The sequence below is a fragment of the Hydrogenophaga sp. PBL-H3 genome, assembly GCF_010104355.1.
Classification (GTDB): domain Bacteria; phylum Pseudomonadota; class Gammaproteobacteria; order Burkholderiales; family Burkholderiaceae_C; genus Hydrogenophaga.
This window is the reverse complement of sequence record NZ_CP044972.1, coordinates 1,774,470-1,787,510: the sequence shown is the minus strand read 5'-3', so window position 1 is coordinate 1,787,510 and position 13,041 is coordinate 1,774,470. Positions and strand designations below refer to the sequence as shown.

General features: G+C 64.4%; 13 protein-coding genes. 3 read left to right on the top strand and 10 right to left on the bottom strand.

Going from position 1 to position 13,041, the window contains the following annotated elements:
• The first annotated feature begins 169 nt into the window (after positions 1-169).
• Positions 170-2,911 (top strand): XrtA/PEP-CTERM system TPR-repeat protein PrsT, encoded by a 2,742-nt coding sequence (gene prsT / locus F9Z44_RS08460; protein ID WP_159605214.1) that lies wholly within the window; start codon positions 170-172, stop codon positions 2,909-2,911.
• Between the two features lie 141 nt (positions 2,912-3,052).
• Positions 3,053-3,835, top strand: a complete 783-nt coding sequence (xdp1, locus tag F9Z44_RS08455; protein WP_159605212.1) for an exosortase-dependent surface protein XDP1 — start codon at positions 3,053-3,055, stop codon at positions 3,833-3,835.
• 79 nt (positions 3,836-3,914) lie between these two features.
• Here the strand turns inward: xdp1 and F9Z44_RS08450 are convergent, their stop codons facing one another.
• The 3 genes from F9Z44_RS08450 to F9Z44_RS08440 are packed head-to-tail and all read right to left on the bottom strand — an operon-like array spanning position 3,915 to position 6,481.
• The gene (locus F9Z44_RS08450) at positions 3,915-5,264 is read right to left on the bottom strand and encodes a HAMP domain-containing sensor histidine kinase (protein WP_159605210.1); all 1,350 of its coding nucleotides are present in this window, start codon (positions 5,262-5,264) and stop codon (positions 3,915-3,917) included.
• A complete protein-coding gene (locus tag F9Z44_RS08445) occupies positions 5,261-5,968 on the bottom strand; it encodes a response regulator transcription factor (RefSeq protein ID WP_159605208.1) in 708 nt (235 codons plus the stop codon). Before F9Z44_RS08445 ends, F9Z44_RS08450 begins: the two co-directional genes overlap by 4 nt.
• Positions 5,969-6,010: 42 nt before the next feature.
• Positions 6,011-6,481 (bottom strand): Spy/CpxP family protein refolding chaperone, encoded by a 471-nt coding sequence (locus F9Z44_RS08440; RefSeq protein WP_159605206.1) that lies wholly within the window; start codon positions 6,479-6,481, stop codon positions 6,011-6,013.
• Between the two features lie 160 nt (positions 6,482-6,641).
• Between F9Z44_RS08440 and F9Z44_RS08435 the strand changes: the two genes are divergently transcribed.
• Entirely contained in the window at positions 6,642-7,070 is a 429-nt protein-coding gene (locus F9Z44_RS08435) for a lysozyme inhibitor LprI family protein (protein WP_159605204.1), read from the top strand.
• Between the two features lie 41 nt (positions 7,071-7,111).
• Here the strand turns inward: F9Z44_RS08435 and F9Z44_RS08430 are convergent, their stop codons facing one another.
• The 7 genes from F9Z44_RS08430 to F9Z44_RS08400 are packed head-to-tail and all read right to left on the bottom strand — an operon-like array spanning position 7,112 to position 13,041.
• Positions 7,112-8,113: an aldo/keto reductase gene (locus tag F9Z44_RS08430; protein WP_159605202.1), complete on the bottom strand. Its 1,002-nt coding sequence runs from the start codon at positions 8,111-8,113 to the stop codon at positions 7,112-7,114.
• Positions 8,114-8,117: 4 nt separating this feature from the next.
• Positions 8,118-9,080, bottom strand: a complete 963-nt coding sequence (locus F9Z44_RS08425) for a Gfo/Idh/MocA family oxidoreductase (RefSeq protein ID WP_159605200.1) — start codon at positions 9,078-9,080, stop codon at positions 8,118-8,120.
• 1 nt (position 9,081) lies between these two features.
• Positions 9,082-9,936: a class III extradiol dioxygenase subunit beta gene (locus F9Z44_RS08420; protein ID WP_159605198.1), complete on the bottom strand. Its 855-nt coding sequence runs from the start codon at positions 9,934-9,936 to the stop codon at positions 9,082-9,084.
• 1 nt (position 9,937) lies between these two features.
• The gene (gene ligA / locus F9Z44_RS08415; protein WP_159605196.1) at positions 9,938-10,378 is read right to left on the bottom strand and encodes a protocatechuate 4,5-dioxygenase subunit alpha; all 441 of its coding nucleotides are present in this window, start codon (positions 10,376-10,378) and stop codon (positions 9,938-9,940) included.
• 1 nt (position 10,379) lies between these two features.
• Positions 10,380-11,312 carry an amidohydrolase family protein gene (locus tag F9Z44_RS08410; RefSeq protein ID WP_159605194.1) on the bottom strand — a complete coding sequence of 311 codons (933 nt, stop codon included), beginning with the start codon at positions 11,310-11,312 and terminating at the stop codon, positions 10,380-10,382.
• A gap of 9 nt (positions 11,313-11,321) precedes the next feature.
• Positions 11,322-12,005: a 4-carboxy-4-hydroxy-2-oxoadipate aldolase/oxaloacetate decarboxylase gene (gene ligK, locus F9Z44_RS08405; RefSeq protein WP_159605193.1), complete on the bottom strand. Its 684-nt coding sequence runs from the start codon at positions 12,003-12,005 to the stop codon at positions 11,322-11,324.
• A gap of 1 nt (position 12,006) precedes the next feature.
• Complete coding sequence (locus F9Z44_RS08400) at positions 12,007-13,041, bottom strand: amidohydrolase family protein (RefSeq protein WP_159605192.1); 1,035 nt, start codon at positions 13,039-13,041, stop codon at positions 12,007-12,009.

Below are 13,041 nucleotides of genomic sequence, written 5' to 3'. Positions count from 1 at the left end.
ATCGGCTCTGGTCGTGATGCCGATCCTGGCGGCGGCAATTTTTTAGTACCAATAACTCATATCAATGAGTGAAAATGACTACATGAATCAACCCAATCCGCCCTCATTCGCCCGCGCATCAAGCCTGCATCGGCGGGTCCTCCTGGCAGTTCTGTGCTCCGCAAGCAGCATGGCGTTCGCCCAAGGCAACATGTCATCACCCTTCTACGAAGATGCGCTGCAGCGCTTCGAGAAAAAAGACTACCCCGGTTCCATCATCCAGCTCAAGAACGCGCTGAAGCAAACCCCGAACAACCTGCCAGTGCAACTGCTGCTGGGCAAGGCGCTGCTGGAAAACGGCGATGTGGTGGCGGCCGAAGTTGCATTCAACGAAGCGCTGAGGCTCGGCGTCAATCGGGCCGAAGTGGTCGTCCAGTTGGGACAGTCCATGGTCGCCCAGGGCAAACAGCAGGACATGCTGTCCCATCCCGCCCTTCAACCCGCGGGCCTGCCCAATGGCATTCAGCTCAAGATGCACCTGTTGCGCGCAGGTGCTCAGGCCGATCTCGGACAGACCGCACCTGCCCTGCTGTCCATCGATGAAGCACGACGGCTGGACAACCGTTCGCCCGAGGTGTGGCTGGCCGAAGTGCCCATCCGGATCCGAAGCAGGCAGTTCACCGAGGCACTGCAAGCGGCGGATCGCGCGCTGGGCATTGCACCCCAACTGGCGGAAGCCCACTACCAGAGAGGTTCGATCCTGCATGTGCAGGGCGACTTGAACGGTGCGAGGGCCTCCTACACCCGGGCCTTGCAGCTGGATGCCGGCCACGCCGAAGCGCTGATCGCACAGATCGGCCTCCACCTGGACGCCAACCGGATGGACGACGCGGTGCGGGACGTGGCCACCTTGCGGCGCATCTCTCCCAAGGAGCCTCGGGGCTCCTATTTGAAGGCCTTGCTGGCTGAACGCCAGGGCCGTGTGCCAGAGGCCCAGGCAGCTCTGCGAGAAGTGACGGCGCTGCTCGACCCGGTCCCCATGTCATTCATGCGGTACCGCTCACAGTTGCTCATGCTCAACGGCCTGGCCCACCACGGGCTCAACGAGCCAGGAAAGGCCCGGCAATACCTGGAAGCATTCCTGCGCACCCAACCGAACAGCCCGGTCAGCCGACTGCTGGCGCGCATCTACCTCAGCACGGGCAGCGTGAACGAGGCAGGCACCTTGCTGGAGAACTACCTGAAAAGCCAGCCAGGCGATGGCCTGGCCAGCAACCTGCTGGGCTCGGTCTACATCGCCCAAGGCAAACACGCGCGAGCCGCCGCCCTCATGCAGCAAACGATCAAGTTGCAGGATTTGGCCGACTACCGGACCACCCTCGGCATGAGCCTGCTGGGCTCGGGCCAGACCACCGGTGCGCTGACCGAGCTGGAGGCCGCCTACAAAAAGGACCCCAAACAGCTGGCCGCTGCCATCGTGTTGTCACAGCTGTATCTGCACGAGGGCCAGCAGGCCAAGGGCCTGGCCTTGATCCAGACGCTGGTGAAGCAACAACCCGCCAACGCCAGCCTGCACAAGCTGCTCGGCATGGCTCTGGTGCAGAACGGCGACGCTCAGGCCGCTCGCGCCTCGTTCGAGAAAGCCGCCCAACTCTCACCCGAACTCACCCAGGCCCAGCTCCATCTGGTGCGACTCGACCTGGAGGCGCGCGCACTCCATGCGGCCGAACAGCGCCTCACGAGGCTGCTCAAGGCCAACCCGCGCAACACCGAAGCCCTGGCCGAGATGGCCCGCGTGGCCGACCTGCGCGGCAAAGCCGCTGAAGCGCAAACCTGGCTGGAGAAAGCCCGGGACAACTCGGGCCCGCGCGAGCTTCGATGGAACCTGGCACTGGTGGACCTTCATCTGCGCGCTGGTCGGCCAGAGCAAGCGCTGGCCGAGGCCAGGATCGCGCAGGGGAAATCGTCCGACAACATCACGGGTCTGCTGCTCTACAGCCGCGCTCAGTTGGCCATGGGCGACGCCCAAGGTGCACGCGGCACCCTCGGCAGAGCCACCCGCCTGGCCGACTTCGACGCCGATCTGCAGGTGGACATCGCGTCCCAGCAACTGGCGGCACACAACCCAGATGGTGCGTACTACAGCCTGGACAAGGCCCTCACCGGCCAGCCCGACTCCTTGCCCGCGCAGGTGCTGATGGCTCGTGTGGAGTTCCAGCGCGGTGAGGTTGCCAAGGCGGAGCAGCGTGCGCGCAGCATCGTGCAGAAGCATCCGCGTCGGGCAGTCGGTCACATGCTGATGGGGGATCTCGCCAGCGCTCAAAACCACCCGGGCCCAGCGCTGGAAGCGTTTCGCAAGGCACACGCCGTGGAGCCTTCGAGCGGCACCACCCTGCGGCTCATGCAGACGCTGGAAACGCAGGGCAACGACAAGGGCGCCCGGGAAGCCGCCACCCAGCGGCTTCGTCAGATGCCCAAAGACGCGGTCGTTCTGCACGCCCTGGCCGGCCTGCATGCGCGGGCTGGCCGGTACACCGACGCAGGCCATTCCTACCAGGCGCTGCTCCTGTTCCAGCCGCAAGATGTGTCTGCACTCAACAATCTGGCCAACGTGCAACTGAAGCTCGGTGACAAGGGCGCGCTCCAAACCGCCGAGAAGGCGCATGGCCTGGCACCCACCAACGCCCTGGTGATCGACACACTGGGCTGGGCACACCACCATTTCGGCCAGCACGATCTGGCTCTGAGCTTGCTGCGCGATGCCCGTCTGAGGGAGCCTGCCAACCCGGAAATCCGCTATCACCTGGCCAAGGTGCTGGTGCAGACTGGCCGCCAAGGCGAAGCCTTGGAAGAGTTGCGAGAAGCCATGAAATCCGGACGCCCGTTTGAAGGTGCCGGGGACGCGGAGCAACTGCTGAAGTCCCTGAACTGACGTCGGGATTCTTTACAGCCCAAGTTCATGGAGCTCGACAGCATGCGGTAACTGTTTGATTGTCCAAGCACTTTCTGATCTGGCCCGGTTCCTGCATGCCATCTTATTAATTACTTCTTTTTGACTATTTAAATACTTTCTATGAACAAACAAATCAATCTTTCAAACTACTTTTCAACACTTGCTGCAGCCTGCCTGCTGCTCGCAGGAGCTTCAGCCCAGGCCGCAACGAACTGGGCCGCCTCCTACGGCGGATGCGGAGACAGCGGCAACGTGGTGGCCGCAGCGGGCAGTTTCGGCACGTGCGGCAGCAGTGGGGTTGAAGTGCGGGCCACCTCGATCATCAGTTCGAGCATCACGGACGCCACCGTGAGGGCCTGGAGCGGTGGCCTGGGCGTTCAGAACGTGAACGAATCCAACACGAACGGCCCACACGCCTTGGACAACGCGAGCGGACTGGACGCACTGATCTTCAAGTTCACCGAGGCGGTTTCCCTGACCAGCCTCACGCTGGGGTGGAATGGTCATGACAATGCCGTGAGCAGCGGCGGCGTGAGTTACAACGATTCCGACGTGTCGATCTATGCGTGGACTGGCGCGTCCGCCACGCCAACGAGCTATGCGTCTTCTGTTGCTGGCTGGGTGTTGATTGGCGACTACTTCAACGTCGGCACCCAATCCGGCAACACGCAGGGGGTTTCCACCCCTGTTTTTTCGAGCTACTGGCTCGTGAGCGCCTACGGGGCGGGCAGCACCAGCACCACCGATGCGTTCAAGGTGCTGTCGCTCGCGGGCACCTACTGCGGCGCCCTGTGTGCACCTCCCGGTAGCGACGTGCCGGAGCCCGGTTCACTCGCCCTCATGGCCATGGGCGCTTTCGGTTTGATGGCTGCTCGCCGCCGCCAGAAGATTCCCGTCGTCTGAATCCCACCGGCCTTGAGCCTGGTCATGCGAGAGGGAGCCCGAGCGGCTCCCTTTTTTGTGTGGCATTCAGGCGCGGCGATCACGCCCGCGGCAAGGTCACCGTCACAGACAGCCCCGGTCGTGCATTGCGCACGGCCAATGTGCCGCCATGCGCCTGCGCCACCAGCCGGCACAGGTAGAGGCCCAAGCCCACACCGCCGGCATTGCGCGTGCGGGCGGTATCGGGGCGGAAGAAGGCCTGGGCGAGATGTGGCAACTGGTCTTCCGGCACGCCAGGGCCGTGATCGCGCACCTCGATCTCGATGCCATGCCCGCCTTCACCCATGCGCCGCATGTGCAGCTCCGGCGCAAGCGCAGCGCCCGCGCCGTGACGCAATGCGTTGTCCAGCAGGTTGCGCAGCAACAGCCGGACGCGGACGCGGTCCAGCGGCAAGGTGGGCAGGTGTGCTGCCATGTGCAGATGGATGCGCCCGGCCGCGGGCTGGGTGGGGGCGAGTTCGTCAATCACTTCGCGAGCAAGCTGAGCGGCATCGGTGGGCTCCCGGTGCAGGGCCTGGTGGCGTCCGGCCAGGCGTTCACTCTCCAGCAGATCGCTGATGAGCTGGGCCATTTCAGCCAGGTCTCGCAGCAGGGCGTCGCGTTGCGGCGCGACATCTGCCGTGTCGGGCAGCAGCTCGGTGTTGAGCCGGGCGCGCGTGAGCGGACTGCGCAACTCGTGGCTGATGGCCAGCAGCAGTGCACGCTGGGCTTCCAGCATCTGGTGGATGTCCTGGCCCATGGTGTTGATGGTCACGGCCAGCTCCCCCAGCTCGTCGTGGCGGCGCGACGGCGGCAGAGCGATGGCTTGACCAAACTCGCCGGCGCCAAAACGCATGGCGCCGGCGCGGATGTCGTCCAGCGGGCGCAGCAAGCGGCGCGCATACAGCCACGCCAGAGCGGTGATGAGCAGCAAGGCCGTGAGGGCAAAGCCAAACAGGCGCGGACGGCGCTCGAACGCGGTCTCGTTCAAGCCGAAGGTGATGGTGTGTCCGTCGGCGCTCGCGCGCTTGAGCAGCGCATCCCAGTCGCGGTCGTCACCCCAATCGTGACGATCCCCTTCGCGAGCGGGCTTGCGTCGGCCCTGCAGGGCCTCCAGGCCCGGGTGTGAGCGCCAGTTCACCTGGGGGCCGCTGATGTCGATGGTGATCACGGGCAGGCGCGACACGATGGCTTGCGCGCGCTGAATCTCGGGTGTGCCAGCGGGTGCCACGTCCGCAGCCAGGCGGCTCACGTAGTCCATGAGGAGCGGACGCGCCGCTTCTCGCCAACCGAGTGAAAACGCCTTCTGCGCGCCGCTGATGAAGATGAATGCCACCGACAGCGCCAGCAGCAGAAACACCGCCAGCAGGCGCAGCTTGATGGAGTGGCGCAGGCGGCGCAGCCAGGTCATGGGGGTGTGGGCCCGAGGCGACGCAGCGCGAGCGAGTAGCCGGCGTTGCGCAAGGTCTTGATGCAGTCCAGCGGCTCGAGTTTCTTGCGCAGGCGGCTCACCACGATGTCCACCGCGCGGGTGTAGAGATCGGCTTCGTGGCCGCGCAACTGGTTGAGGATGTCGTCTCGGGTGAACACGCGCCCGCTCTCTCGCGCCAGCAGGTGCAGCAGCTCAAACTCGGTACCGGTGAGATCCACCATCTCGCCCTGGCGGGTCACGCTGCGGCGCGCCGGGTCGATGGTGAGGCCCTCGAAAGCCAGCACGTCTGGCACCGCAGCACCATTGGCCGGCCCGTTGTGACCGTTTCGACGCCGCAGCATGGTCTGGATGTGGGCCACCAGTTCGCGGGGCTCGAAGGGTTTGGGCAGGTAGGCGTCGGCGCCGAGCTCCAGGCCGACCACGCGATCCATCACGTCGCCACGCGCGGTCAGCATGACGATGGGAATGTCGCTTTCCTTGCGGATGGTGCGGCAGAGTTCGAAGCCATCCATCTCGGGCAGCATGACGTCGAGGATGGCGGCGTCAAACACGCCACTGCGCAAGCGCGCCAGGCCTTCGCTGGGTTTGAGTGCATGAGTGAGTTGAAGCTCGAACCGCTGGAAGTAGGTGGCCAGCGGCGGCCCGAGCTGTTCGTCATCGTCAATGAGCAGTACACGGTGCATGCGGCATTCTCACACTGCGTTGCTGTGGATGGCGTGGCGCCATCAGCTGCGGCCAAACCAGCCCCTGCGCTTTTGCATCAGTTCGCGCACCTCGGCCTGCTGGGTCGGGTTGAGGCTGTCGTAGAAGTCGGCCATGGCGTTGATCACGTCGGGGCTGCTCACCTGTACCACGCGGGTTTTCTCGTCCAGCAGGCTCAGTGCGCGGGCGCGATCGAATTTCTCGCCGGCCACCAGTTGGCGCACCTCGGCGCGCGGGTCGGTGGTCTGACCGATGAAGGCGGCGCGTTGCGCCTGCAGCTTGTCGGCCAGCACACCGAGCTTCTGCTGCTGCTCGGCGGTGAGGTCGAGCTTCTTCGTCACACGGTCGATGACCTTGCCGCGCATCTCGGTCATGCGCTCGGCGCTCATGGGGCCGTGTTCATGGTGGCCGCGCGTGCCGCAAGCGGTGAGGCCACCCACGGCGATGGTGACGCCGGTCAGGGCGATGAGGGAACGTTTGATCCAGGGATTCATGACGGTGTCCTTGATGGGGAGGGGTTGAACATGACCGTGATGGTGCCGACACCCCGCTCGCGCGTCGTCTCAAGGCGGTTTCGGTTTGTTTCGTTTCATGTCGGGCGGGATCACCGCACAATCCGACCACCGCGCCACTCCGGCGCCACGGAGCGCCCGCATGAAAGCCACCCTGCTGAAACGTCTGTTGATCCTGGGCCTGACAGGCCACTGCGCGTTGGCACTGGCCACGGGCAACAAGTCAGAGCCCGTGGACTGTTCGAAGGCACCCGGCACCCAGAGCGCGCTGAACGCCTGCGCCTTTCAGGATTTCGAGAATGCCACCGCCGCTTACAGCACGGCCTACAAGACCCTGTCGCAGAGCGTGGGCAACCCGCAGCGAAAGCTGCTTCGCCAGGTGCAGACCGAGTGGATTCAGTACCGCGTGAAAGCGTGTGAGTTCGAGAAAAGCGGCATCGAGGGAGGCAGCGCCGCACCCATGGTCAACTGGCAGTGCCAGGCGCGCATGACCCGCGAGCGCACCGCCGAGTTGCAGCGGTTTCTGGATTGCAGGGAAGGCGACTTGAGCTGCGTGCGGCAGCCCAGGTAAGTCCGGGGGCAGCGACCCGCGCAGCGGCGGAGCGGCTCGGATCACCAGGCTTCGGTGTCGACTTCGCGGTTGGCCTGCTCGTTGTAGCGGTTGCCTTTGACGGTCTGCTGGTTGATCAACGCGTCCAGTTTGGCCATGGTGGCCACATCCAGCTTCACATCCGCCGCGCCGATGTTCTCGCGCAGGTGGTCTTCGCGCGCCGTGCCGGGAATGGGCAGGATGTCGTTGCCCAGGTGCAGCAGCCATGCGATGGCCAGCTGGGCGGGCGTGCAACCCACCTCGCGCGCGATGGCCTGGAACGGGGCCAGCAGCTTGAGGTTGGCAGCGTAGTTGTCGGGCGCAAAACGCGGCATGGTGCGGCGGATGTCCTTGGCGTCCAGCGTGCCCACATCGATCTCGCCGCACAGGAAACCACGCGCCACCGGGCTGAACGCCACGAAGGCCACGCCGAGTTCGCGGCAGGCTTGCAACACCGCGATCTCGGGGTTGCGCGTCCACAGCGAATACTCGGTCTGCAATGCGGTGATCGGGTGCACCGCGTGGGCGCGGCGCAGCGTGGAGGCCGACACCTCGCTCAAGCCGATGGTCTGGATCTTGCCCGCACGCACAAGGTCGCTCAGCGCGCCCACGCTCTCCTCGATCGGCACTTGCTTGTCCCAGCGGTGCAGGTAGTAGAGGTCGATCACATCGGTCTTCAGGCGTTTGAGTGCGGCCTCGCAGGTGGCGCGGATCGTCTCGGGTCGACCATCGATCACGCGCACCAGTTTGCCGTCGCCCGCCAGGTCCACACCCTGCATGCCGCACTTGCTGGCCAGCGTGAACTCGCTTCGGCGCTTTGAAAGAGCCTTGCCCACCAGCGTCTCGCTCACACCAAAGCCGTAGAGCGCTGCAGTGTCGAAATGCGTAACGCCCTGGTCCAGCGCAGACAGCAACAGACGCTCGGCTGCATCGGGTGTGACGGGCGCACCGTAGGCATGGCAGATGTTCATGCAGCCCAGGCCCAGGGCCGAGACTTTGAAGGGGCCGAGTTGTCGTTGTTGCATGGCTTCAGCCGTTCGCGTTCAACTGCTGTTCCAACTGGTGCAGCACTTCGTAGCAAGCAAAAACACTGGCCACGCTCGAGTTGGGCTCGCGGCCTTCGCGGATGGCGGCGAAGAATTCGCGGTCCTGCAGCTCGATGCCGTTCATGCTCACCGCCACCTTCGACACATCGATCTTTTCTTCCTTGCCGGTGAACAGGTCGTCGTAGCGCGCGAGGTAGGTCGCGGTGTCGCCGATGTATCGGAAAAAGGTGCCCAGCGGGCCGTCGTTGTTGAAGCTCAGGCTGAGCGTGCAGATGGCGCCATTGGCGGCCTTGAGCTGGATGCTCATGTCCATCGCAATACCGAGTGCGGAGTGGATCGGTCCCTGGATGGCGTTGGCCTGCACGATCGGACTGCCGCACTGGTAGGCGAACAGATCAACCGTGTGTGCGGCGTGGTGCCACAGCAGGTGGTCGGTCCAGCTGCGTGCCTGGCCCAGCGCGTTGGTGTTGGTCCGGCGGAAAAAGTAGGTCTGCACATCCATCTGCTGGATGTTGAACCGCCCGGCCTTGATCTCGTTGTGCACGTGCTGGTGGCTGGGGTTGAAGCGGCGGGTGTGGCCGCACATCGCAACCAGCCCGGTCTTCTTCTGTTCTTGCACCACGGCCTGCGCACCCGCCAGGCTGTCGGCCAGCGGAATCTCCACCTGCACATGCTTGCCGGCCTTCAGGCAGGCCAGGGTCTGCTCGGCGTGCATCTGCGTGGGCGTGCACAGGATGACGGCGTCGAGCTCCTTGAGCGCGAGCGAATCGGACAGCTCGGTGGTGACGTGCTTGATGCCGTACTTGGCCGCCACTTCCTTCGTCTTGTCGAGATCGCGGCTGATCAGCGAGATGACTTCAACGCCGTCGATGTTCTTGATGCCGTCCAGGTGCTTGATGCCGAAGGCACCGGCGCCTGCGAGGGCGACTTTGATGGTTTTTGTCATGTCAGGTGTTCTCCAGAATCAGGTGGCCCACCGCCGTGTTCGAGGCAGGCACATGGTAGAAGCGGCGCACAGCCTTGGGCTTGGGCCCACCGGCCGCGTCGGCCATGGCGCCACGCGCGATCAGCCACATCACGAGCTCGATGCCCTCGCTGCCGGCTTCGCGCACGTAGTCGATGTGCGGGATGCTCGCCGCGGCTTCGGGGTCGTTGATCAGCTTGTCGAGGAACTCGTTGTCGAAGTCCTTGTTGATCAGGCCGGCGCGTGGACCCTGCAGCTGGTGGCTCATGCCGCCCGTGCCCCAAATCTGCACATTGAGGTCTTCATCGAAACTCGCCACCGCCTTGGCAATCGCCTTGCCGAGGTTGTAGCAGCGCCGCCCGCTGGGCACGGGGTACTGCACCACGTTGACCGCGAACGGGATCACCGGACAAGGCCAGGCCTGGGGCTGGCCGCACATCAGCGAGAGCGGCACAGTCAGGCCGTGGTCCACGTCCATCTTGTTGACGATGGTGAGGTCAAAGTCCTGCTGGATGACCGACTGCGCGATGTGCGCGGACAGCGCCGGATGGCCGATGACCTTGGGCACCGGGCGCGGGCCCCAGCCTTCGTCGGCCGGCTGGTACTCGGCCGCCGTGCCGATGGCGAAGGTGGGAATGATGTCCAGGCTGAAGGCTGTGGCGTGGTCGTTGTAGACCAGAAAGATCACATCGGGTTTGTTGTCCTTCATCCACTGCTTGCCGAACTCGTAGCCCTGGAACACGGGTTGCCAATACGGCTCCTGCGTCTTTCCGAGGTCGAGCGCAGCGCCGATGGCGGGCACGTGGGAGGTATAGACGGATGCGGTGATGCGTGCCATGTCAGTTCACTTTCTTTCCAGCGGAGCCTTGCGGCTGGCGGTGCGCCTGCGCGTCCCCTCCTTCACCGATCACGCGGTTGCCGTCGGCCGAGCGGCCACCGGCGATCATCATGTTGCGGTACTCGTCTTCGGTCATGCCGGTCATGGAGCCCGCCATCTGCTGAAAGCTCTTGCCGTCGGTGGCGCCGATCTTGGCGAGGAAATAGATGTTGCCGCCCAGACGGATGCACCAGTTGAGGTCGCGCGCGAGCACGGCCAACTTCTGCTCTTCCGTCATGTCCCATTCGTTCAAGTAAGCGCGCTCGTCCTTCTTGAATCGCTCGCGGTTCTCGGCCTTCATGAGGCTCATGCAGAACTGGTTGAGCCAGTAGCCCTTGCGGGATTGTTCTGCGTCGAAGATGGTCGTGCCGGGCACGTCGAGGTAGGGTTTGTCGAGTGCCATGTCAGACCTCCTCTGGCCAATACAACTTCATGGGGTTGTCCACGAGAAGTTTTTTCTGCGCCTCGGCCGAGGGCGCGATTTGCGGAATGAAATCCACCAGCAGACCGTCGTCGGGCATGTGGTCCTTGAGGTTGGGGTGCGGCCAGTCGGTGCCCCAGAGCACGCGGTCAGGGAACTCCTCGATCACCTTGCGCGCGAACGGCACCACGTCCTGGTAAGCCGCCTGTTCGCCGTTCAGGGCCTTGGGGCCGGTCACGCTCAAACGCTCGGGGCAGCTCACCTTGCTCCACACATTGGGGTGCTGGCGCATGAACTTCAGGAACAGCTCGAACTCGGGGCCGTCCACCGGCTTGCCCACGTCGGGACGGCCCATGTGGTCCACCACCACGGTGGTGGGCAGCGCGGTGAAGAAGTCCCACAGCTCGGGCAAGTCCACCGCCTCGAAATAGATCACCACGTGCCAGCCCAGCTTCTGGATGCGGGCGGCGATCTCCATCAGCTCGTCCTTGGGCGTGAAGTCCACCAGGCGCTTGACGAAGTTGAACCGCACGCCGCGCACGCCGGCTTTGTGCAGGGCCTGCAGCTCGTCGTCGCTCACGCTGCGCTTGACGGTGGCCACACCGCGCGCCTTGCCGTCGCTGTGCACCAGCGCATCGACCAGCGCGCGGTTGTCGGCGCCGTGGCAGGTGGCCTGCACCACCACGTTGCGCGCAAAGCCGAGGTGGTCGCGCAGCGCGAACAGTTGGGCTTTGCTCGCGTCACACGGCGTGTACTTGCGCTCCGGCGCATAGGGAAATTCGGCGCCGGGGCCGAACACGTGGCAGTGCGCGTCCACAGCGCCGGCGGGCAGTTGGAAGCGCGGCTTGCTGGGGCCCGTGTACCAGTCGAGCCAGCCGGGGGTTTTGGTGAAGTCTCCGGATGTCGGATTTGTCATGTCAGGCTTTCAATCGAAGTACTTGAGACCGGCCTTCTCGAGCGGCTCACGCATCTTGTACATGTCCAGCCCCAGCACCCCGCTGGCCAGCTTGGCCCGCTTCTCGCCTTCAAAACTCTCGCGGTGCTGCGCAGCTTCGAGCGTGGTCACGGCACGCGCGGCCGGCACACACACCACACCATCGTCGTCGGCCACGACCACGTCGCCCGGCGTCACCAGCATGCCGGCACACACCACGGGGATGTTCACCGAGCCGATGGTGGCCTTGATGCAACCTTTGCTGCTGATGGCCTTGCTCCACACCGGGAAACCCATCTTCTGCAGCTCTTTCACGTCGCGCACACCGGCGTCGATGATGAGCGCGCGCGCGCCACGCGCCTGGAAGCTGGTGGCCAGCAGGTCGCCAAAGTAGCCATCGGTGCATTCGGCTGTGATGGCGGCCACCACGATGTCGCCGGGCTGGATCTGTTCTGCCGCCACATGCAGCATCCAGTTGTCGCCCGGGTGCAGCAGCACGGTGACTGCCGTGCCGCTCACCTGGCAGCCCGGGTAGATCGGGCGCATGTAGGGTTTGAGCAGGCCCACGCGGCCCATTGCCTCGTGCACCGTGGCCGAGCCGAGCGCGGCCAGGCCGTCGGCGGCTGCGCGGTCCGCGCGTTTGATGTTGCGGTAAACAACGCCGAGTTCGTACATGTCAGATCCCCTTTGCCTTCAGTCGCGAATCGAGTCGAGTGAACACCCGGCGCACATTGCCTTCGTAGATCTGGTGCTTGTCGTCCGCACTCAGGATCTTCGAGCCTTCGATGTAGCGCTTGGTGTCGTCGTAATAGTTGCCCGTGGTCGGGTCGATGCCGCGCACCGCGCCGATCATCTCGCTGGCGAACAGCACGTTCTTCACCGGGATCACGGTGTTGAGCAGGTCGATGCCGGGCTGGTGGTAGACGCAGGTGTCGAAGAACACGTTGTTCATCACGTGCGTGTCCAGCAGCGGCTTCTTCATCTCCTGCGCCAGGCCGCGGAAGCGGCCCCAGTGGTAAGGCACCGCACCGCCGCCGTGGGGGATCAAAAACTTCAGCGTGGGGAAGTCCCTGAACAGATCGCCCTGGATCAGCTGCATGAAGGCCGTGGTGTCGGCGTTGAGGTAGTGCGCGCCAGTGGTGTGGAAACACGCGTTGCAACTGGTGCTCACGTGGATCATGGCCGGCAGGTCGTGCTCGACCATCTTCTCGTAGATGGGGTACCAGTGCCGGTCGGTCAGCGGCGGGCTGGTCCAGTGGCCGCCCGACGGATCGGGGTTCAGGTTGATACCCACCGCACCGTATTCCTTGACGCACTTCTCCAGTTCGGGAATGCAGGTGGCTGGGTCAACGCCGGGTGACTGAGGCAGCATGGCCACCGGCACGAAGTGGTCGGGGAACAGCTCGCTCACGCGAAAACAAAGTTCGTTGCAGATGGCGGCCCAGGTGCTCGACACGTTGAAGTCGCCGATGTGGTGCGCCATGAAGCTCGCACGCGGGCTGAACAGCGTGATGTCGCTGCCGCGCTCCTTCATGAGCTTGAGCTGGTTGGTCTCGATGGACTCGCGCAACTCGTCGTCGCTGATTTTCAGATCGTCGACTTTGGGCATGGCCGCCGGGTCTTTGATGCCGGCGATCTGCGCGTTGCGCCAGTTCTCCAGCGCCTTGGGTGCCGTGGTGTAGTGGCCGTGGCAATCGATGATGAGGCTCAT

Excerpts from the sequence above, each read along its gene's own strand:
- prsT (WP_159605214.1), top strand. The coding sequence starts at position 170 with ATGGCGTTCGCCCAAGGCAACATGTCATCACCCTTCTACGAAGATGCG.
- xdp1 (WP_159605212.1), top strand. The coding sequence starts at position 3,053 with ATGAACAAACAAATCAATCTTTCAAACTACTTTTCAACACTTGCTGCA.
- F9Z44_RS08450 (WP_159605210.1), bottom strand. The coding sequence starts at position 5,264 with ATGACCTGGCTGCGCCGCCTGCGCCACTCCATCAAGCTGCGCCTGCTG.
- F9Z44_RS08445 (WP_159605208.1), bottom strand. The coding sequence starts at position 5,968 with ATGCACCGTGTACTGCTCATTGACGATGACGAACAGCTCGGGCCGCCG.
- F9Z44_RS08440 (WP_159605206.1), bottom strand. The coding sequence starts at position 6,481 with ATGAATCCCTGGATCAAACGTTCCCTCATCGCCCTGACCGGCGTCACC.
- F9Z44_RS08435 (WP_159605204.1), top strand. The coding sequence starts at position 6,642 with ATGAAAGCCACCCTGCTGAAACGTCTGTTGATCCTGGGCCTGACAGGC.
- F9Z44_RS08430 (WP_159605202.1), bottom strand. The coding sequence starts at position 8,113 with ATGCAACAACGACAACTCGGCCCCTTCAAAGTCTCGGCCCTGGGCCTG.
- F9Z44_RS08425 (WP_159605200.1), bottom strand. The coding sequence starts at position 9,080 with ATGACAAAAACCATCAAAGTCGCCCTCGCAGGCGCCGGTGCCTTCGGC.
- F9Z44_RS08420 (WP_159605198.1), bottom strand. The coding sequence starts at position 9,936 with ATGGCACGCATCACCGCATCCGTCTATACCTCCCACGTGCCCGCCATC.
- ligA (WP_159605196.1), bottom strand. The coding sequence starts at position 10,378 with ATGGCACTCGACAAACCCTACCTCGACGTGCCCGGCACGACCATCTTC.
- F9Z44_RS08410 (WP_159605194.1), bottom strand. The coding sequence starts at position 11,312 with ATGACAAATCCGACATCCGGAGACTTCACCAAAACCCCCGGCTGGCTC.
- ligK (WP_159605193.1), bottom strand. The coding sequence starts at position 12,005 with ATGTACGAACTCGGCGTTGTTTACCGCAACATCAAACGCGCGGACCGC.
- F9Z44_RS08400 (WP_159605192.1), bottom strand. The coding sequence starts at position 13,041 with ATGAGCCTCATCATCGATTGCCACGGCCACTACACCACGGCACCCAAG.